General features: G+C 73.0%; 13 protein-coding genes. 6 read left to right on the top strand and 7 right to left on the bottom strand.

Annotated elements, in window-relative coordinates:
* Positions 1-9 precede the first annotated feature (9 nt).
* Entirely contained in the window at positions 10-543 is a 534-nt protein-coding gene (locus tag ABZ887_RS36305; RefSeq protein ID WP_361299257.1) for an NUDIX domain-containing protein, read from the bottom strand.
* Between the two features lie 194 nt (positions 544-737).
* Here ABZ887_RS36305 and ABZ887_RS36300 point away from each other — a divergent pair, with 194 nt between their 5' ends.
* The 5 genes from ABZ887_RS36300 to glpK all read left to right on the top strand — a co-directional run bounded on the left by ABZ887_RS36300 (position 738) and on the right by glpK (position 6774).
* Positions 738-1184 carry a zinc ribbon domain-containing protein gene (locus ABZ887_RS36300; RefSeq protein WP_361299254.1) on the top strand — a complete coding sequence of 149 codons (447 nt, stop codon included), beginning with the start codon at positions 738-740 and terminating at the stop codon, positions 1182-1184.
* Complete coding sequence (locus ABZ887_RS36295; protein WP_361299251.1) at positions 1181-2371, top strand: lipid-transfer protein; 1191 nt, start codon at positions 1181-1183, stop codon at positions 2369-2371. Before ABZ887_RS36300 ends, ABZ887_RS36295 begins: the two co-directional genes overlap by 4 nt.
* A 111-nt stretch (positions 2372-2482) precedes the next feature.
* Positions 2483-4123, top strand: a complete 1641-nt coding sequence (locus ABZ887_RS36290) for a GGDEF domain-containing protein (RefSeq protein WP_361299249.1) — start codon at positions 2483-2485, stop codon at positions 4121-4123.
* 305 nt (positions 4124-4428) lie between these two features.
* Entirely contained in the window at positions 4429-5166 is a 738-nt protein-coding gene (locus ABZ887_RS36285) for an MIP/aquaporin family protein (RefSeq protein ID WP_361299246.1), read from the top strand.
* 90 nt (positions 5167-5256) lie between these two features.
* The gene (gene glpK, locus ABZ887_RS36280) at positions 5257-6774 is read left to right on the top strand and encodes a glycerol kinase GlpK (protein ID WP_361299243.1); all 1518 of its coding nucleotides are present in this window, start codon (positions 5257-5259) and stop codon (positions 6772-6774) included.
* Positions 6775-6834: 60 nt separating this feature from the next.
* Here the strand turns inward: glpK and ABZ887_RS36275 are convergent, their stop codons facing one another.
* Genes ABZ887_RS36275 through ABZ887_RS36255 form a run of 5 tightly spaced genes read right to left on the bottom strand, consistent with a single transcriptional unit; the run spans position 6835 to position 14787 of the window.
* A complete protein-coding gene (locus ABZ887_RS36275; RefSeq protein WP_361299240.1) occupies positions 6835-7440 on the bottom strand; it encodes an ATP/GTP-binding protein in 606 nt (201 codons plus the stop codon).
* On the bottom strand, positions 7421-11056 hold the full coding sequence (locus ABZ887_RS36270) for a hydantoinase B/oxoprolinase family protein (RefSeq protein WP_361299237.1): 3636 nt from the start codon (positions 11054-11056) through the stop codon (positions 7421-7423). Before ABZ887_RS36270 ends, ABZ887_RS36275 begins: the two co-directional genes overlap by 20 nt.
* Positions 11057-11080: 24 nt before the next feature.
* Positions 11081-11476, bottom strand: a complete 396-nt coding sequence (locus ABZ887_RS36265; RefSeq protein WP_361299234.1) for a DUF742 domain-containing protein — start codon at positions 11474-11476, stop codon at positions 11081-11083.
* Between the two features lie 9 nt (positions 11477-11485).
* Positions 11486-11920: a roadblock/LC7 domain-containing protein gene (locus ABZ887_RS36260; protein ID WP_361299231.1), complete on the bottom strand. Its 435-nt coding sequence runs from the start codon at positions 11918-11920 to the stop codon at positions 11486-11488.
* Positions 11917-14787 carry a nitrate- and nitrite sensing domain-containing protein gene (locus tag ABZ887_RS36255; RefSeq protein ID WP_361299228.1) on the bottom strand — a complete coding sequence of 957 codons (2871 nt, stop codon included), beginning with the start codon at positions 14785-14787 and terminating at the stop codon, positions 11917-11919. Before ABZ887_RS36255 ends, ABZ887_RS36260 begins: the two co-directional genes overlap by 4 nt.
* A 434-nt stretch (positions 14788-15221) precedes the next feature.
* Between ABZ887_RS36255 and ABZ887_RS36250 the strand changes: the two genes are divergently transcribed.
* Complete coding sequence (locus tag ABZ887_RS36250; RefSeq protein WP_361299225.1) at positions 15222-15692, top strand: hypothetical protein; 471 nt, start codon at positions 15222-15224, stop codon at positions 15690-15692.
* A gap of 69 nt (positions 15693-15761) precedes the next feature.
* Here the strand turns inward: ABZ887_RS36250 and ABZ887_RS36245 are convergent, their stop codons facing one another.
* On the bottom strand, positions 15762-20357 hold the full coding sequence (locus tag ABZ887_RS36245) for a hypothetical protein (protein WP_361299222.1): 4596 nt from the start codon (positions 20355-20357) through the stop codon (positions 15762-15764).
* Positions 20358-20368 lie beyond the last annotated feature (11 nt).

The raw sequence follows: 20368 nt of genomic DNA, 5'->3' as shown, positions 1-20368 counted from the left end.
CCGGAGGGCTCAGTAGCGGCCCTCGAACCACGCGCGTACGGCCACGCTGTGCAGCGGGAAGGCGAGTTCCTCGGGGCGGCGCAGCAGGTGCCAGCCCTCCGTCTCGTCGGTCGCGCCCGACGGCGGGAGGCCTTCGGCCGGGCGCTCCGGGAGGAGTCCGAACAGCAGCAGGTGCCCGTCGGGTGAGCTCATGGCGTCGATGAGCCGTACGTCGCGGGCGGCGGCGTCGATGCCCGTCTCCTCCTTGAGCTCCCGGACGACGGCGTGCCGCCAGTCCTCGCGGTCGTCGACGTAGCCGCCGGGGAGCGCGGTGCCCCCGCGCGCGGGGGCCACGGTGCGGGTGATGACGACCAGGGCGGTGCCCTTCGTGTCGTAGACGGGCTGAAGGGCGATCGCCACCGGCAGTGGGTTGCGGTAGGCGACGTGGCCGCAGGCCGGGCAGGTGCGGGGCCAGCCGGAGATTCCCTCTCCGTAGGCCGCTCCGCAGCTCGAACAGTGCGAGCCCGGAGCGGAGTTGGCAATTGGGTGCTGATTTTCGGACACGCGCGGACTTTATCCGATCAGGAGAACGACGTCTTACGGTCACTGGAGCGCCCCCTTCCGGAAGTGAACCGACACCTGGCGACCCGGAAGCCGATGCGGGCGGCGCCGCGGGGTACGCCGGCGCGGCCTGCCCAATTCCGGCGGCCCGTGGCACACTTCTGACGTTCCGTCAGATCTGGTGTCATGGAGGGGCTTTGTCGCGTACACGCACACCGGCGGTCGACGGCTGGTTCACGGGCGAGGGGGACGGATTCCGGCTGCTGGGAACCCGTTGTACGGCCTGCGCATCGGTCTTCTTCCCGCGCGAGGACGTCCACTGCCGCAACCCCCACTGCGCGGGCGGCGACCTGGAGGAGGTCCCGCTCTCCCGGCGCGGACGGATCTGGTCGTACACCGACAGCAGATACCGCCCGCCGTCACCCTATGTGAGTGACCCGGAACTTCCGTGGGAGCCGTACGCGTTGATCGCCGTGGAGCTGGAGTCCGAGCGGATCGTGGTGCTGGGACAGGCGGTTCCCGGGATCACCGTCGCCGATCTGGCGGTGGGCATGGAGGTCGAGGCCGTCCTCGGAGTCCTGGGCGAGGACCCGGAGACGACCTGGACGACCTGGAACTGGCGGCCGACGGGGGTGACGGCATGACGGCGGACGTGGCGGTGCTCGGCGTGGGCATGCACCCCTGGGGCAAGTGGGGACGGAGCTTCGTCGAGTACGGGACGGCGGCGGCCCGCGCGGCGCTCGCGGACGCCGGACTCGCGTGGCGGGACATCGGCTCTATCGTGGGCGCGGACACGGTACGTGGCGGCTATCCCGGCTATGTGGCGGGCGCGACCTTCGCCAGGGCGCTGGGCTGGCAGGGGGCGCGGGTCGCGAGCGTGTACGCGGCGTGCGCGTCCGGGGCCCAGGCGGTCGCCGCGGCGCGGGCCCAGATCCTCGCGGGCCTCGCGGACGTGGTGCTCGTGGTGGGCGCGGACGCGGCGCCCAAGGGATTCTTCCGGCCCGCCGGAGGAGACCGGCCGGACGACCCCGACTGGCTGCGCTTCCGGCTGCTGGGGGCGACGAATCCGACGTACTTCGGGTTGTACGCGCGCCGCCGGATGGCGGTGTTCGGGGACACCCCCGAGGACTTCGCCCTGGTCAAGGTGAAGAACGCGGCCCTGGGGGCGCTCAATCCGTACGCCCGCTACCGCAAGCGGGTCACCGCAGAGGAGGTCTCCGCCTCCCAGGTGGTCGCCGATCCGCTGCGGCTGCTGGACATCTGCGCCACCTCCGACGGCGGGGCCGCGCTGGCGCTGTCCAGCCTGGAGTTCGCGCGCCGGCACGGGGTGACGCGTCCGGTGCGGATCCGCGCGGTGTCCACGGTGACCCCGCGCTACCCCAGCACGGTGCTGGACCTGCCGGACATCGCCACGGACTCCGCGGCGGCGGTGGAGCCGGCGGCGGAGACCTTCCGGGCGTCGATCGCACGGGCCGCCTACGAGGAGGCGGGCGTCGGCCCCGAGGAGCTGTCCCTCGCCGAGGTGTACGACCTGTCCACCGCGCTGGAGTTGCAGTGGTACGAGGACCTGGGGCTGTGCGCCGAGGGCGAGGCGGCGAAGCTGCTGCGCGAGGGCGCGACGGCCCCGGGCGGCCGGATACCGGTCAACGCCAGCGGTGGGCTCGCGTCCTTCGGGGAGGCGGTGCCGGCCCAGGCGATCGCCCAGGTCTGCGAGCTGACCTGGCAGTTGCGGGGCGCGGCGGGCGACCGGCAGGTGGCGCGCGCACGCGTGGGGATCACGGCCAACCAGGGGCTGTTCGGACACGGCTCGTCCGTGATAGCGGTGCGCTGACGGGACGGGAGTGACAGCAGAGGTCCCTACCCCGTGTGAGCACCCCGAAAGGGTGCGTGAACGTCTCATGAACTGCCCCTGGGCGTACGCCGGCGGCGTCATCATGCTCCCGTGCGCACCTGGACGGATGCTCTCCGTTTCGCCTTCCAGCCGGTGGTCAATCTGACGACCGGCGGGATCGCCGCACTGGAGATCCTCGCCCGCCCCGAGACCGGCGACATCCTCGCCGAAGCCCGCCGTGATCCCGAACTCGACGGCAGGCTGGCCGTGCTGGCCCTGCGCGCGGCGGCCCGCAAGGAGACCCTGCTACCGCTGCACATCAACGTCTTCGCGGCCACCCTCGCCGACCTGGGCGGCATCGGACCGCTTCCCGAGGCGATCCGCGAGGCCGGACGGATGCCCTGGGAGGTCACCCTGGACATCGTCCCGCCGTACACGCACGTGCCGCAGCGGGCCCTGCTGGAGGCCGTGGCGGCGCTGCGCGGCGAGGGTTTCCGGATCAGCGCGGACGGCATCGGCGACGGGGACGTGCCGCTGCGGCTGCTCACCGACCTCTCCCCCGACCTGGTCAAGCTCGACGCCTCGCTGCTCGCCCGGCCGGCCGCGGTGCGGGCGATGCGCACCCTGTGCGAGGAACTCGGCGCCCTGGTGGCCGTCGAGGGCGTGGAGACCGAACTCCAGTACGCGGCGGCGCTGTCGGCCGGGGCGCAGCTGGCCCAGGGCGAGCTGTTCGCGCCACCCGCCCGGATCCCGGTCGCGGAGGTGTACGTTCCGCCGCCCGCCCCCGCCGCAGTGCCGACACCGCACTCCGGGCCGTACGTGCGGGAGTTCATCCGGCCGGCCGCGCTCCTGCCCGTCACCGCCTCCGCGTTGCAGGTGCGGGCGCTGCTGACCGGCTCCCCGGACGTCTCCGGCGTACTCCTGGTGGACCAGACGGGCACGCCCGTCCGGTCGGTGCACCGTTCCCGCTTCCTGCTGTCGATGTCCGGCCGCTACGGGCACGCCCTGTACGCGGACCGCCCCGCCTTCAAGCTGGGCGACGCACCGCGCACCGTCGGCGTCGACGCGACCGCCTGGGAGGTGCTGGACGTGGTGGCCGTCGGCGGCCCGGACCGCACCTCGGACGACGTGGCGGTCGTCGACCGGTTCGGGCGCTGCATGGGCGTCGTACGCCTCGCCGACCTCGTACGGGCACTCGCCGAGACCCGGGTCGAGGAGGCGGCCGGGCTCAACCCGCTGACGCGGCTGCCCGGTTCGGACGCGATCACGGGCGAGGTGGACCGGTGGCTCGCGGACGGCCGGGTCTTCGCGCTGAGCTGGCTGGACATCGACCACTTCAAGCAGGTGAACGACGGCGCCGGGTTCGCCGCGGGCGACGAGCTGATCCGTTCGGTGGGGTGGGCGCTGCAGGAGGCCGCCGTCGGGCACGCGCGCGTGGGGCACATCGGCGGGGACGACTTCCTGGTGCTCGCCGACGAGGCGGGGCTGGATCGGGTCGCCACCCTGCTCGACGCACCCTGGTCCGCGGGCGGGCGTCCGGTGACGCTGTCCCTGGCCACCGTCGTGTGCGGTCCCGGCGGGGTGGCCGACCACCGGCAGGCGGCCGCGTGTCTGGCGCCGCTCAAGAAGGCCGCCAAGGCACTGCACGGGGCGAGTTGGGTGCTGGGGCGGGCGGGGCTGCCCGGGTACGAGATCCGGCGCGGCTCGGGCGCGTACCCGGCCCAGGCCGGGTACGCGGCGGTGGAGCCGTGAGAACTGCTCTCGCGCGGGTTGCGTGTCATCGTTGCCGTCGGCGACCTTGACGCTCCCCTGGTGCCGGTGAAAACTTCCGGTGTCGGTCGACATCGCCGTACATTCTCGGCGTAATCAGGCACTGCGCCATGGGCCGCTCCTGTCTCCAGGCCCGCTCCCCATGGGCGATTCGGCCGCCACGGCACGCTCGTCACAGACGCCGGGCGGGGCGCGGGACCTTCCCTGCCTTCGGCTGACGTCGCCAAGGGAACCGTTCCTGCTCGGAGCGCCGGGGTCGATCCCCGGCCAGCGCCCTAGGAGCCGCCATGAGCAACGGAGACATATTCGTCGGCGAGGTCATCGGTACGGCCATCCTGATCCTGTTCGGTGCGGGGGTCTGCGCCGCGGTCACCCTGAGACACTCCAAGGCCCGGGCCTCGGGGTGGGTGGTGATCGCGTTCGGCTGGGGCTTCGGCGTCCTCGCCGGCGCCTACACCGCCGCTCCCCTCTCCGGCGGGCAGCTGAACCCCGCCGTCACCATCGGCATCGCCGTCGACACCGGGAAGTGGGGCAGGGTCTGGGTCTACCTGCTCGGCCAGCTCGTCGGCGCGATCCTGGGCGCCGTCCTGACGTACCTGGTCTACCTGGCCCAGTTCCAGGCCAACGTGCCCGACGAGGAGTCGGGAGAGCAGCCGACGCCGACGCTCGGCATCTTCTCCACCATCCCGGAGATCCGGAACCCGGTGGCCAACCTCGTCACCGAGATCATCGCGACGGTCGCGCTCGTCCTGCCGATCCTCGCGTTCGGACTGACCAAGGGGCTCGGCGAGTCCGGCACCACGGTGCTGGTCGTCTCCCTGCTCGTCGTCGGCATCGGGCTGTCGCTCGGCGGCCCCACCGGCTACGCCATCAACCCGACCCGCGACCTCGGCCCCCGGATCGTGCACACCTTCCTGCCGATCCCCAACAAGGGCACCTCGGACTGGGGTTACGCCTGGATCCCGGTCGTCGGCCCCCTGATCGGCGGGGTCCTCGCGGGCCTGATCTACAACGCGGCCTTCTGACTCGGCGCGGTCCTCCGGCCCGACGCGCCCCCGGCCCGCCGCGGCCCTCCCACCCACGCAGCCTTCCGACCCAGCGACCAAGGGGTAGCCATGGCGGACACCGCCGAGAAGTACGTCGCCGCAATCGACCAGGGCACCACGTCGAGCCGTTGCATCATCTTCGACCACGGCGGCGCGATCGTCGCCGTCGACCAGCGCGAGCACCGCCAGATCTTCCCCAAGCCGGGCTGGGTGGAGCACGATGCCACCGAGATCTGGTCGAAGGTGCAGGCCGTGGTAGCCGGGGCGCTCGCCAACGCGGGGCTGCGCCCCGACCAGTTGAGCGCGCTGGGCATCACCAACCAGCGTGAGACGACCGTCCTGTGGGACCGCGCCACCGGCAAGCCCGTGCACAACGCGATCGTCTGGCAGGACACCCGCACCGCGGCCCTGTGCCACGAACTCGGCGGCAGCGACGGCCAGGACCGCTTCCGCGAGCAGACCGGGCTGCCCCTGGCCAGCTACTTCTCCGGCCCCAAGGCGGCCTGGCTGCTGGACAACGTGCCCGGGCTGCGGGACCGGGCCGAGCGCGGCGAGATCGCCTTCGGGACCATCGACTCCTGGCTGATCTGGAACCTCACCGGCGGCCCCGACGGCGGCCGGCACGTCACCGACGTCACCAACGCCGGGCGCACCATGCTGATGAACCTGGAGACCCTCCAGTGGGACCCCGCCATCCTCGCCGCGATGAACGTCCCCGAGGCGGTGCTCCCCGAGATCAGGTCGTCCGCCGAGGTGTACGGCACCGCCGTCGGCCAGCTCGCCGGGGTGCCGGTGGCGTCCGCGCTGGGCGACCAGCAGGCGGCGGTCTTCGGCCAGGCCTGCTACGACGTCGGCACGGCGAAGAACACCTACGGGACGGGCAGCTTCCTGCTGCTCAACACCGGCGACCGGCCAGTGCCGTCCAAGAACGGGCTGCTGACGACGATGGGCTACAAGATCGGCAGTGAGGCGCCCGTCTACTGTCTGGAGGGCTCGATCGCGATCACGGGCGCGCTCGTCCAGTGGTTCCGCGACCAGCTCGGCATCATCCGCTCCGCCGACGAGATCGAGACGCTGGCGGCGAGCGTCGACGACAACGGCGGCGCCTACATCGTGCCCGCCTTCTCCGGCCTGTTCGCGCCCTACTGGCGCTCCGACGCGCGCGGGGTCGTCACCGGGCTGACCCGGTACGTCACGAAGGCGCACCTCGCCCGCGCGGTCCTGGAGGCGACCAGCTGGCAGACGCGGGAGGTCGTGGACGCCATGTACCAGGACTCCGGGGTGCAGATCACGACCCTGAAGGTGGACGGCGGCATGACCGGGAACAACCTCCTGATGCAGCACCAGGCCGACGTCCTCGGGGTGCCGGTGATCCGGCCCCGGGTCTCCGAGACGACCTGCCTGGGCGCCGCCTACGCGGCCGGCCTGGCCACCGGGGTGTGGAACGACCTGGACGAGCTCAAGTCGCACTGGCAGAAGGACGTGGAGTGGACGCCCGCCATGGCGTCGTCGGTGCGCGACCGCGAGTACGCGAACTGGCGCAAGGCGGTGGAGAAGAGCTTCGGCTGGCTGGAGGACGGCGAGTAACCACCCCGGGACCACGGCCCGTACCCCGGTCGGCGGGGGTACGGGCCGTGCCGCCGCCGGTCAGCTGGTGACGGACTGCCGGTGGCCCGCCGCGTACGCCATCGCGTGCCGGACGACGCCGATCAGCACCTCCTTGACCGACTCGCGGTCCCGGGCGTCGCAGAGCACGACCGGTACGTCCGGGTCGAGGTCGAGGGCCTGGCGCACCGACTCCACCGGGTAGCGGGCCGCGCTCTCGAAGCAGTTGACACCGATGAGGAAGGGTATGGAACGCCGCTCGAAGTAGTCGACGGCCGCGAAGCAGTCCTCCAGGCGGCGCGTGTCGGCGAGCACGACGGCTCCCAGCGCGCCCTCGGCGAGCTCGTCCCACATGAACCAGAACCGTTCCTGCCCGGGCGTGCCGAACAGGTACAGCACCAGGTCCTCGCGCAGGGTGATGCGGCCGAAGTCCATGGCGACGGTGGTGGTGTGCTTGCCCTCGACGCCGGAGGTGTCGTCGACCGGTCGCCCGGCCTCGGTGAGCAGTTCCTCGGTGCGCAACGGCCTGATCTCGCTGACCGCGCCGACCATGGTCGTCTTGCCGACGCCGAAGCCGCCGGCCACGAGGATCTTGAGCGTGACGGGCTCGACCGGGGGCTTGCCACGCTCAGATCGCCCGAAGGTCATCGTTCTCTTCTCCTGCTTGCTGGGGTCGTTGAGGGGTTCGGGTGCCGGGTGCCGGGCGTCCGTATCCGCCGCCGCCCGGGGTCTCGACGACGAGTACGTCGTCGGGGCCGACGTCCGCGGCGTCGCTGCCGCCGAGTTCGGTGACCGTGCCGTCGGCCCGCTCCACCCGGTTGGCGCCGAGCGCGCCGGGTGCGCCGCCCGCCATACCGTACGGCGGCACACGGCGGTGCTGGGAGAGGGTGGAGACGGTCATCGGTTCGAGGAAGCGGATACGGCGCACCGCACCGTCCCCGCCGTGCCAGTGGCCCGCGCCGCCGCTGCCGCGCCGTACGGCGAACTCGTCGAGGCGGACGGGCAGCCGCCACTCCAGGACTTCCGGGTCGGTGAGCCGGGAGTTGGTCATGTGGGTCTGTACGACGCTCGCGCCGTGGAAGCCGTCGCCGGCACCGGATCCGGAGGCGACGGTCTCGTAGTACTGGTGGCGTTCGTTGCCGAAGGTCACGTTGTTCATGGTCCCGGAGCCCTCGGCCTGGACGCCCAGCGCCGCGTAGAGGGCGCCGGTGATGGCCTGGGAGGTCTCCACGTTGCCCGCGACGACGGCGGCCGGCGGTTCGGGGGCGAGCATGGAACCGGGCGGTACGACGATGTCGAGGGGGCGCAGACAGCCGTCGTTGAGCGGGATGTCGTCGGCGACGAGGGTGCGGAAGACGTACAGCACGGCCGCGTTGACGACGGCGAACGGGGCGTTGAAGTTGGTGCCGAGCTGGGCGGAGGTGCCGGTGAAGTCGATGGTGGCGCGCCGGTTGCCGCGGTCCACGCGCACGCGTACCCGGATGACCGCGCCGGAGTCGGTCTCGTAGGCGTACGCGCCGTCGTCGAGGGCGTCGATCACCCGGCGGACGGCTTCCTCGGCGTTGTCCTGGACGTGCCGCATGTAGGCCTGGACGACGTCGAGGCCGAACTCCTCGATCATCCGGCCGACTTCGTCGACGCCCTTGCGGTTGGCGGCGATCTGGGCGCGCAGGTCGGCGAGGTTGGTGCGGATGTTGCGGGAGGGGTAGCGCGCCCCGGCGAGCAGCCGCTGCGTCTCGGCCTCCCGGAACCGGCCGTTCTCGGCGAGCAGCCAGTTGTCGAAGAGGACGCCCTCCTCGTCGATGGTGCGGCTGTTCGCGGGCATCGAGCCCGGGGCGATGCCGCCGATCTCGGCGTGGTGGCCGCGGGAGGCGACGTAGAAGAGGATCCGGTCACCCTGCGTGGCGAAGACCGGGGTGATCACGGTGACGTCGGGCAGGTGGGTGCCGCCGTGGTAGGGGTCGTTGACGGCGTAGGTGTCGCCGGGGCGCATCGAGGTGCCGCGGCGGCGGATGACCTCTTTGACGCTGGTGCCCATGGAGCCCAGGTGGACGGGGATGTGCGGGGCGTTGGCCACCAGGTTCCCGTCCGGGTCGAACAGGGCGCAGGAGAAGTCCAGGCGTTCCTTGATGTTGACGGACTGGGCCGTCGACTCCAGCCGGGCGCCCATCTGTTCGGCGATCGACATGAAGAGGTTGTTGAAGACCTCCAGCAGGACCGGGTCGGCATTCGTGTCGAGATCGGAACTCTGCGTGACCGTCGCGCGTTCCATGACCAGATGCCCGTCGTCGGTCACCGCGGCCCGCCAGCCGTCGTCGACGACGGTCGTGGCACTGGCCTCGGTGATGATCGCCGGGCCGGTGACGGTCTCGCCGGGGGGCAGGTCCTCGCGGCGGTGGAGGGGGACGTCGCGCCAGGCGCCGCCGGTGTGGAGGCGGACGCTCTCGGGTGCGGCGGGGCCGCCCTCGTACGGGGCGAGGGCGGAGAGATCGGGGGGTTCGGTGATGCCGGTGGCTTCCACGGAGAGGGCTTCGACGACGACCGGGCGGTCGAGCGTGAAGGAGTACGTGGCGCGATGACGTTCTTCGAAGGCGTGTTTCATCGCGTCGGGCTCGGTGAGTTCGACGGTGAGGGTGGTGTCGGTGCCGTCGTAGCGGAGCTGGGCGCGGCGGGTGACCTCGACGCGGTCCTGCGGGACGTCCTCGGCGAGGAGTTCGGCGCGGGCCGCGGCCTCCAGGTCGTCGGCGGTCTTGCGGATGCCGGGCATGGCGGCGGGTTCCAGGGGGGCCTCGACGGACTGTTCGCGCATGGCGGTGGTGTCGGCGAGCCCGATGCCGAGCGCGGACAGGACCCCCGCCATGGGCGGCACCAGGACGGTGCGGATGCCGAGCGAGTCGGCGACCATGCACGCGTGCTGGCCGCCGGCCCCGCCGAAGGTGGTGAGGGCGTAGCGGGTGACGTCGTGGCCCTGCTGGACGGAGATCCGCTTCACGGCGCCCGCGATGTTGGCCACGGCGATGCTCAGGTAGCCCTCGGCGACCTGTTCGGGGGTGCGGTCGTCGCCGGTCCGCTCGCGGATCTCCCGGGCGAGCCCGGTGAAGCGGTCGCGGACGAGGCCGGCGTCCAGCGGCTGGTCCCCGCCCGGCCCGAACACCTGGGGGAAGTGGGCCGGCTGGATCCGGCCGAGCATGACGTTGGCGTCGGTGACGGCCAGCGGGCCGCCGCCCCGGTAGCAGGCCGGGCCGGGGGCGGCGCCTGCCGAGTCCGGGCCGACGCGGTAGCGGGAGCCGTCGAAGCGGAGCACCGAGCCGCCGCCCGCGGCGACGGTGTGGATGTCCAGCATGGGGGCGCGCAGCCGGACGCCGGCGATCTGGGTGGTGAAGACCCGTTCGTAGTCGCCCGCGAAGTGGGAGACGTCGGTGGAGGTGCCGCCCATGTCGAAGCCGATGACCCGGTCGAAGCCGGCGAGCTGCGACATCCGGGCCATGCCGACGATCCCGCCGGCGGGTCCGGAGAGGATGGCGTCCTTGCCGCGGAACTGCCCGGCCTCGGCGAGCCCGCCGTTGGACTGCATGAACATCAGCCGTACGTCTTCGAGTTCGTCGGCGACCCGGCGGACGTATCGGCGCAACACGGGCGACAGGTAGGCGTCGACGACGGCGGTGTCGCCGCGCGGGACGAGCTTCATCAGCGGGCTGACCTCGCTGGACAGCGAGATCTGCGGGAAGCCGGTGCGGGCGGCCAGCTCGCCGATCGCCTGCTCGTGGGCGGGGTACAGATGGCTGTGCATGCAGACGACGGCGACGGCGCGGATCCCGTCGTCGTACGCCTCCCGGAGCGGGCCCGCCAGCGCGTCCAGGTCGGGGGCGCGCAGGACGGTGCCGTCGGCGGCGACGCGCTCGTCGGCCTCGACGACCCGTTCGTAGACCAGCTCCGGCAGGTCGATGCGGCGGGCGAAGATGCGGGGGCGGTTCTGGTAGGCGATGCGCAGGGCGTCGCGGAAGCCGCGCGTGATGACGAGGAGGGTGCGCTCGCCCTTGCGTTCGAGAAGTGCGTTGGTGGCGACCGTGGTGCCCATGCGGACGGCGTCGACCGGGTCGCCGGAGTCGCCGAGGAGCTCGCGTACGGCCGCCACGGCCGCGTCGGTGTACCGCGCGGGGTTCTCGGAGAGCAGTTTGTGGGTGAGCAGCCGGCCGTCCGGGCGCCGCGCGACGACGTCGGTGAACGTACCGCCGCGGTCGACCCAGAACTGCCAGCCTGTCACGTCACTACTCCGCTTCCGCGCCGGTCACAGCGCCCGGAGGCCGTTGATCACGTCGCGCAGAATACTCTCGTCCACCAGCTCGGCCGGGGGTACCGGCCGGTTGACATGGACGAGTTCCCCGTCGACGAGGTCGCCGATGAGGACCCGGACCACGCCGACGGGCAGGTCGAGTTCCGAAGCCAGCTCGGCGACCGACTGCGGGGCGTCGCGGCAGAGCTCGACGATGTCCACGTGCTCGGGGGACAGCGTCCGGTCGTCGTCCGGCTCCTCCACGTGCGGTTCCGTGACGACCACCGCGATCAGATCGAGCCGGTGCTGGGCCGCACTGGTGGTGCGGCCCCGTGTCATGGCGTACGGACGGACGACCGGTCCGGCCTCGTCGTCGAACCAGTGACTTCTTCCCTGACCGTCTCCGCTCATGTCATCCCACTACCCGCCCGAGGGCAGATCGGTACGCGGAACGGACCCCAGATGTACGCCGACCCGCTTGACCAGCAGCGTCATCTCGTACGCGACCTGGCCGACGTCGGAGTCGGCATCGGAGAGGACGGCAAGGCAGCTGCCGTCTCCGGCGGCCGTGACGAACAGGAAGGCGTCGTCGAGCTCGATGACGGTCTGCCGGACGCTGCCCGCCTCGAAGTGGCGGCCCACGCCCTTGGCGAGGCTGTGGAAGCCGGAGGCCACGGCGGCCAGGTGCTCGCTGTCCTCTCTGCTGAGGTCCTTGGAGACACCGGTGGGCAGGCCGTCGCCGGAGAGCACGACGGCCTTGCGGATGCTGGCGACCCGGTCCACGAGTTCGTCCAGCAGCCAGTTCAGCTCGCCCTTGTTCGTCGCCGTGTGGCCGGTCGCCTTCGGATCGGTCATCGACCGTCCCCCTTAGTCGTTCCTTGTGCTGTGCTGTTCCGGGAACCGTCGTCCTCAGCGTTCTCCGCACGGCCGCGCTGCCAGCCACGCTGGAGCGAGGCCATGCGGCTGCGGACCTCGTCGGCGTCGCGCTCGACGGGGTCCGGCTCGCGCACGGCGGGGGCTGCGGGTTCCTGTCGCAGCTGTGGGGCCAGGTTGGCCTGCCGTACCCGCCTGGGCAGCGGCCGGGTGCCGGAGCCGGCTTCCGGGGATGTGCTGCCGAGGGGCGGGACGGAGTCGTCGGTGCCGCTGCCGGAGGTGATCGCGGAGCGGCGGGTGCGGCGGGGCAGGGCGGGGGGTCCGGAGGGTTCGGCCGGGCCGCCGGCCCGGGGTGCCGTGCGTTCCTCGACGCGGTCGGCCGAACCGACGGCACGGTCGGCCGAGCCGATGGCGCGGTGCGAGGACGGGTCGGTGCGGCGGCGGGAGGGCAGCGGGGCGAGTCCGCCCGGTTCGGCGCGGCCCTGGACCGCCCGGTCCCGCCCGTCCCGGTCGTCCCGGCCGTCCGGCTCGACGCGGCGGGAGCGCTGCTCGGTGACGGGCTTGCCGTGCGAGCTGACCAGCTTGGGGGCCCGTCGCCGGGGCAGCGGTACCGGGCCGCCGGGGTGCTCGTCGCCGAAGCCGTCCGCGGTCTCGCGGGCCGGCTGATGAAGTTCGGTCACGGCGGGCGTGATGTCGTCGGCGCGGGCGAGGGAGCGGCGGGGGCGGAACAGTCCGCCGCGCTCGCTGTCGTCGTCGGTGAGGGCTCCCGGGAAGTCCTCCAGGGCGTCCAGGTCGACGGGTGCCTCCAGCTCGACCGGGCCGTCCAGCAGCGCGGCCGGCAGCCCGGGCCGCTCTGCCGCCGTCTGGGCCGGCGCGGTGGCGCGGCCCTCCTGGGGATCGGCCTCCCTGGCCTGGTGGTCGCGGTCGAGGCGGAAGCCGACCCCGTTGGTGTCGGGGACGTCGTCGGTCAGCAGGACGTCGGGGAGGAAGACGACGGCCGTGGTGCCGCCGTAGGGGGACGGCTGGAGCGAGACGCGGACGTTCTGGCGCTGGGCGAGGCGGCTGACCACGAACAGGCCGAGCCGGTCGGTGTCGGAGAGCTCAAACTCGGGCGTCTCGGCGAGCCGGAGGTTGGCGTCCAGGAGTGCCTCGGCCGCCATGCCGAGACCCCGGTCGTGGATCTCCAGGGTGAAGCCGTTGGCGACGCGGTCCCCGAGGACCTGCACGGCGGTGTGCGGCGGCGAGAACACCGTGGCGTTCTCAAGGAGTTCGGCCACGAGGTGGGTGAGGTCGGCGACGGCGGGGCCGGTGACGGCGACGCGGGGCAGCCGGCGGACCTCGATACGCTCGTAGTCCTCGACCTCGGCCACGGCGGCGCGCACCACGTCCATCAGCTGGACGGGCCGGCGCCACTGCCGCGAGGGGGCGGCGCCGGAGAGGATGACGAGACCCTCGGCGTGCCGGCGCATCCGGGTGGTGAGGTGGTCGAGGCGGAAGAGGTCGGCGAGCTCGTCGGTGTCCTCGGTCCTGCGCTCCATCGTGTCGAGCAGGGTGAGCTGCTTGTGCAGCAGGACCTGGCTGCGGCGGGCGAGGTTGACGAAGACCTCGGAGACACCGGAACGCAGCTCGGCCTGCTTGACGGCGGCCTCCACGGCGGCGCGCTGCAGGGTGTTGAGGGCCTGGCCGACCTCGCCGATCTCGTTCCTGTCGTACTCCAGGCGCGGGACCTCTGTGTCCACGTCGACCTGTTCGCCCGTGGACAGCCTGCGCATCACGCTGGGCAGCCGGACCCCGGACGCCTCGTGCGCCTCCTGGCGCAGCAGCCGCAGGTCGCGGATGAGGCTGCGGCCGACCCGGACCGACACGACCAGCGAGAACAGCACGGCGGCCAGGCCGAGGACACCGACGACGGCCGCCTGGACGAACTCGTTGACGGCGACGGGCCGGATGCGGTCCTCGAAGCGGTTGCCGACCTGGTCGTCGAGGGTGCGCAGTTCTTCGAGCACATTGCCGGCGGTGGTGTCCCAGCTCTTCGCGCTGACGTCGTTCGGCATGCCGGACCCGGCGGCGAGGACGGACTTCTCGGCGGCCAGCAGCGGGGCGGTGGTGGCGCTCCTCCAGAAGCGGTCGAAGCGGTCGCGTTCGCCGGCCGGCAGCACCGGGAGGCTGATGTCGTAGAGGAGGGTGCGCTGGGCTATGAGGTCGGAGATCTCGCGGATCTCCTCGCGGGAGACCTTCCCGACCACCAGGGCGGAGCCGAGCAGGGCGTCCTCACGGGAGACGAGCTCCCGGGCGCGGGTGATGTTGACGAGGGCACGGGCCTGCTTGTCGATCTCGACGTCGTCGGTCCCGTCGAGGGAGCCGAGCAGCAGGTAGCAGGGGTCGACGACGGCGTCGTAGAGGGCGAGGGCCTCGGCACGGTCCACGGTGCCCTGCTCGACGCTGCGCCGCAGCGGGTCGATGCCGTCGAGACTGTCGAGCTCGGCGGTGAGGCGGTCGCTGTCGTCGGCGTCCATGCCGTCGCGTACCTGCTGTTCCCGGGCGTTCCTGCGGAGTTCGGCCACGGTCTCGTCGGTGGCGGCCCGCGTGCGGTTGAGCGCGGTGAGCGCGTCGGACGCCCGCGGGTCGGCGAGATAGACCAGGGTCTGCCGGCGTTCCTGCTGGAGAGCGCGGACCGCGTCCTCGGTGGGGTAGCCGATGTCCTCGACGATCGACGACACCTGGAACATGTGGGTGACTTCGCGTCCCGTGAGCACGGCCGCGAAGCCCCAGACGGCCGTCAGGGACACCAGCGGCACGAGAAGCAGCGCCACGATCTTCCGGCGGATCGACTTCCCGCGAAAGCGCATGGCCTCCCCCAGCTCGACCCCCGCCGGCCGGGGGTACACATGTACGTCAACAAACGGCGCGAGCCTACTACCGTCACACGGATAACTCGAAGAACTGTCCGGACGGTGAACTTCCGCCTCGCAACCGGGACATGACGGACAGACAGGATGAGTTGTCCGGGCATTGCGGGAGATTGCCACCGCGATCGCGGCGACTTCACGCGAGTGGGGCGGGAACGGCACGAAGGATCAGTTGGCCGGAATTTTTCCCCGGTTGGGAATCATCGGGCGAGTTCGTTCGTCCTTGTAGACGGGTGATGGGTGCGGATTCGGCCACAGGTGCCGCATCTCCCATCCGGGCGGCGTAAAACAGCGCAAGCCGGGCAGCCACTGGGGAGCCGGGGTCGTCGGACACCGGTGCGAGGGCTTGCCTGGCGGTGGGGAGTGACACCTTGATGGGGACGGCTCAGCGGCGCATGGCGCCCGAGGACGGTACGGCGGCGCGCCCGACGGTGCGACAACAGCAGCCGCAGTACCGGCCGTTGTGGGTCGAGGAGCCTGCCAAGCGGTACCGGATGCCGGATCCGGTGCGGACGTCGGCGGTGCGGGCGGTGATCATCATCGCTGTCACGCTGACGCTGGCCATGGTGGCGTTCTTCTGCACGATGGCGGAGTCCTGGCTGGCGTTCCCGATGGTGATCAGCAGCGTGGCGAGCACGGTGGTGGCCACCTGGAGCGCGGTCGACGTCCTGGTGACGCGTCAGGTGTGGAACCAGCGCAACGGCGTGGTCTCGGAGCCGAGCAGCACGGCCCGCACGCTCCGCCGCGAGCGGCGCACGGCCCGGCGGCAGGAGCGGGCCACCGCTCGTGAACAGGAGCGGATACGGCGGCGGGGCGGCCAGGCCGGGCAGCTGACACACCCCTGAGGCCGCCGGATCCGTATCGGGTGTCCGTAACCGGCCGGAGTACGCGGGCCGTCAGCCGACGGCCGGGTGTCAGGCCGACGGCTTCTTGAACATCCGGGTGGCGGTGATCTCGCTGTGCACGGCCTCTCCCGCCTGCGGCTGCTGCGGCAGCCCGGGCCGGAGATGTTCCTCCACGCTGATGTACTTCAGGCCGGCCCGCAGGTCCGCGTCGTTCCGCAGCCGGATGACGAGCGGGAACTCGGCCAGTGCCGTCGTGTCGAACAGGCCGGTCGTGTACAGCAGTTGCACGCCCAGCGCATTCGACACGGCCCGCTGGAGCTCCAGCAGGTAGGTCGCGTTGGCGCGCCCGATGGGGTTGTCGAGGAACAGCGTTCCCGCGTGCCGGTGCTTGTCCCGGCCCCGGTCGTTGGACCGCAGTGCGGCCATCGTGCAGTACAGGGCGATGGCCGCGGTCAGCAGCTGTCCGCCGGAGAACACGTCACCCATCTGCCCCACCGGCACCCGTTCGGCGCGCAGAACCGCGTCCGGCTTGAGGATCTCGACGGCGACTCCCTTCGGCTGAAGGGCGGCCGCGACTCCCCGCAGCAGCAGGGACATCCCGTCCCGCCGCAGGTCGGAGTTCTTCTTCACGGCGGCCCGGGTCGCCTCGTCGACGACCTCGCCGAGCCGCTCGCTGAGCGTGGCCTGGTCGGGCTCCTCGAAGCGGATGCGGAGGAACTCCTGCCCGGACCACTCGCCGAGCCCCTCGGGCAGCCGGGAGAGCCGCTGGGCGGAGCGCAGGGTCGCGAGCGCGGACTCGACGAGCCCGCGCAGCCGGTCCACGATCGAGTCCCGGTTCCGTTCCAGCTGGGCCAGTTCGTCGGTCAGCACCCGCAGCCGGGGCGCGAAGGCGTCCGCCCACTTCTGGGCGTGCTCGGGCAGCGCGGAGGCGGGCAGTTCGCGGATCTGCTGGCGCGCGGGGGTCCGTACCGCCTCGTACCGGGTGGCGTTGGCGTGCCGCACGAGGACGTCGCTCGCCTCGCGGACGGCGGCCTCGGCGGCGGACAGGTCACCGGCGCAGCCGCGCAGCGACCTGCGGGCCTCGGCGGCGGAGTGCCGGGCCTCCTCCAGGCTGCCGGGGTACGGCTCGGGCTCCTCCTGCTCCTCCTCGGCGGTGTGCTCGCGCAGCAGGTCGCGGAGCATGGCGGCGATCTCCTCGATGCCGCCGGCCGCGTCCTCGGCCGCGCGGTGCGTGTCCAGCAGCTCGGCGTGCGCCTCCCGGGCCTGGGCCAACGCCTCGGTGCGGGTGGCGAGTTCGGCCGTCGCCGTGCGCAGTAGCGCCTGGGCGTGCTCGGCGTCGCGCGGCTGGAGCTCCTCGGGCAGCTCGGTGTGCGCCTCGCCGTCCTCTGGGGCGTGCCGTTCGGCCTCGCCGCGGAGCCGCCCGAGCTGCTCGCTCGCGGTCGACATGCGGGTCTCCAGGAGCTGCACCAGTTCCTCCGCGCGGGCGGCGGCGGCCTGCCGGGAGGGGCCGTCGGCGCCGTCCGGCGACTGGAGCAGCTGCTCCGCGCGGGTGCGGACCTTGTTGCTGAGCCGCTCCAGCTCCGCGAGCGCGGCGCTCTCGTCGCCCTCCGAGCGGGCCTGCTCGGCGCGCAGGTCGGCGCCGACGCCGACCTTCTCGTACAGCTGCGAGGCGGCCCGGTAGGCCTCGCGCAGGGCGGGCAGCGAGGACCTGGGGGCGTCCTCGTCGGTCTCGGGCACGTCGTCGGGGGCGCCGGCGATCTCGGAGCGCTCGGCGCGCAGCGCGCGGGCGGTGCGGCGGGCGTCGTCGGCGGCGCGCTGGGCACCGCGCCGGTCCTCGTCGGCGACGCGGGCGCGCTCCAGGCAGGTCTGGGCACGGGCTTCCGACTCGGTGGCCTCGTCGGCGAGTTCGCGCAGCCTGACCTGCCAGCCGGCCCGTTCGCGCAGCCGGAACGCGAGGCCGGCGAGGGCATCGGCCGCGCGCCGGGCGCGCTGGGCGGCCTCCTGCCGTTCGTCGCGTACCTGGGCGGCCTCGGCGGCGGTCTCCTCGGTCTCCGCGCGCACGGTCCGCGCCTCGGCCAGCTCGGCCTCGGACTCCTCCGCGAACACCCGCGCGTCCCGGGCCTCCTGCGCCAGCTCCACGAGCCGACCGGCCGGGCAGCCGGTGCGCCAGGAGGCGAGCCGGGCGGCCAGCTCGCGGTCCTTGCCGAGCCGTGCGGCGAGAGCCCGGATCTCCTCGTCGCGCTCGGTGGCCCGCGCGCGCAGCGCCTGCCGCTCCTCGTCGGCGGCGTGCTCGTCGTGCATGGCCGGGTTCGGCGGTACGAGGAACACGTCGCCCGGGGTGTCGGCGGCGGGCGGGGTCGGGGCGAGCAGGGCGGCGGCCGTGCCGACGGCGACCGCGGAGCGCGGCAGCAGGGCCGCCTCGCCGAGTGTCTCGCGGGCCCGCGCGTGCGTGTCGGGGTCGGTGATGATGACGCCGTCGACGAGCTCGGGGCGGGCGGCGAGCACGCGCGCGTGGTCCGCGGGGTCGACGGCCTGGGCGAGGTAGCGCCAGCCGGGCAGGGCCGGGATGCCGTGTTCGCCGAGGAACTCGACGGTGGCGAGGACGTCGGGGCCGGGCGGCAGCAGTCCGCCGTCGCCCAGGGCGCCGAGGATCCGGGAGTCGTCGGCGGCCGCGGTGCGCAGCTCGAACAGGTGCCGTTCGGCGGAACCGACGGCGTCGTCCAGCAGCTCCCGCAACTCGTCGGCGAACCGGTCGAGTTCCTCGGGCGTGAGCCTGTCGTCGCCGTCTTCGTGCCGGGGCCGCGGGATGGCGGTGCGCGAGCCGGTGAGACCCAGCAGCTCGGTGAGCCGCTCCTCCGCCGCCAGGCCCTCGGCCAGGCGCTTCTCGGAGTCGTACGTCCGCTCGGCCGCGGTCGCGGCGTCGGCGGCGCGGGCGGCGGTGAGTTCGGCGCGGGACTCCGCGGAGGCCGCCTCGCGGGCGTGCTCGCTCGCCCTGCGGGAGGCCTCGCGGGCGGTGTCCCAGGCGGCCACGGCGGTCTTCTCGGCGTCGCTCGCCGCGAGCGCGGCCCGGGCCGGGTCGGCGTCCGGGGCGCTGTCGTCGAGCCAGCCCGCGCGGACGGCCTCGGCGGTCTCCTGCTCGACCTCGCCGAGCCGCTGCCGGAGGTGCCCGACCTCGCTGCGGGCGCGCTGTGCCTCGGTGGCGGCCGAGGTCGAGTCCCGGTGGGCGGAGTCGCTGACCTCCTGGAGTGCGGCGGACCGCTCCTCCTCCTCGTTGGCGAGGTGTTCGGCGCTCTCGGCGGCCGCGTGCAGGGCCCGCACGAGCTCGACGGCGGCCTTGGCACGGGCGGCGAGGGCGGGGGCCGCGTCCCGCTCGGCCTCCTGGATGGCGGCGGCCACGCGGGCGACGCGGTCGGCGGCGGCGCGGTGGCGCAGCACGGCCTCGGCGGCCTGCCAGGCGGAGTGCAGGGTGCGCGCGTCGGCCAGCTCGCGCTTCTGCGCGGTGGCGGACTTCTCGCCGACGGCCAGCGCCAGGGAGGCGTGCCGGTAGGCGAGTTCGGCGGCGATCAGCGCGCTGCGTTCCCGCGCGCCCTCGGAGTGCGTGACGGCGTAGGCGGCGGCCGTGACCCGCTGGGCGAGGTCGGCGGCGCGCACCCGCTCCTGCACGCCCCGCGCGGACAACCGGCGCGCCAGCGTGCGGGTTCGGCGCTCGGCGCCGGCGTGGATGTCACGCGCGCGTGACCGCGCCTCCGCGGCCTCCACGATCCGCCCGAGCAGGTCCACCGACCCGGCGGTGAAGTCCCGTTCGGCGATCAGCTCGGCGCGCCGGCCCAGCTTGTTGCCGAAGCCGCCGACCAGGTCGGCGAGCCCGTCGGTGTCCCGGGTGTCGGTCACGGCCCGCAGCAGCAGGTCGGTGAAGTCGGAGTCCTTCTTCACCGCGAAGAGGCCGGCGGCCTCGCCCTCGTCGGCGTTCATCTCGCGCTGGTAGCGGAAGAGCTCGGGGTCCAGGCCGAGTTCGCCGAGGTGCTCGATCCAGCGGTCGTGGATCTCCTCCCAGTGCACCTCCAGATGCGGATAGAACTTGCTCGCCTCGGTGATGGCGTCCCGGAAGCCCTTCATCGTGCGCCGCCGCCCCTGCGCGCCGGAGGCTCCCTCGACGGGCGGCCGTACGGCGGTGGACTCGGCGACCGGCAGGTTGTCCAGCGAGAGCCCGGGGCCGGGCCGGAACGAGTACCAGGCCTCGGCGAACTTCCGCGGGTCGTTGGAGACCTGCCGTCCCCGCCACTCGCTCACCTTGCCGACGACCACGCACTCGCCGGTGAGGGTGTGCTGCCACTCCAGGGCGACGTGTCCGCAGTCGTCGGCGAGCAGGAACTTCCGCAGCACTCCGGAGCTGGCGCCGCCGAGGGTGTTCCGGTGCCCCGGCAGCATCACCGAGAAGATCAGCTTGAGCAGGACCGACTTGCCGCCGCCGTTCTCCAGGAAGAGCACCCCGGCGGGCGCGGGCCGGCGCGGCGGGCCGACCGGCTCCTCCTCGAAGAACTCCGCCTGGGCGGGCGCGGGGTCGGGCACGGGCTCGCCGACACCCCGCAGGTCCAGCACGGTGTCGGCGTAGCGCGCACCGGCCGGCCCGATGGAGTAGAGGCGGACCCGGGACAGCTCGTACATGGCGGACTCTC

It is taken from the genome of Streptomyces sp. NPDC047061 (assembly GCF_040643955.1).
Lineage (GTDB): Bacteria > Actinomycetota > Actinomycetes > Streptomycetales > Streptomycetaceae > Streptomyces.
Note: the sequence above shows the minus strand (reverse complement) of the source record. Positions and strands in the feature narration are given on the sequence as shown.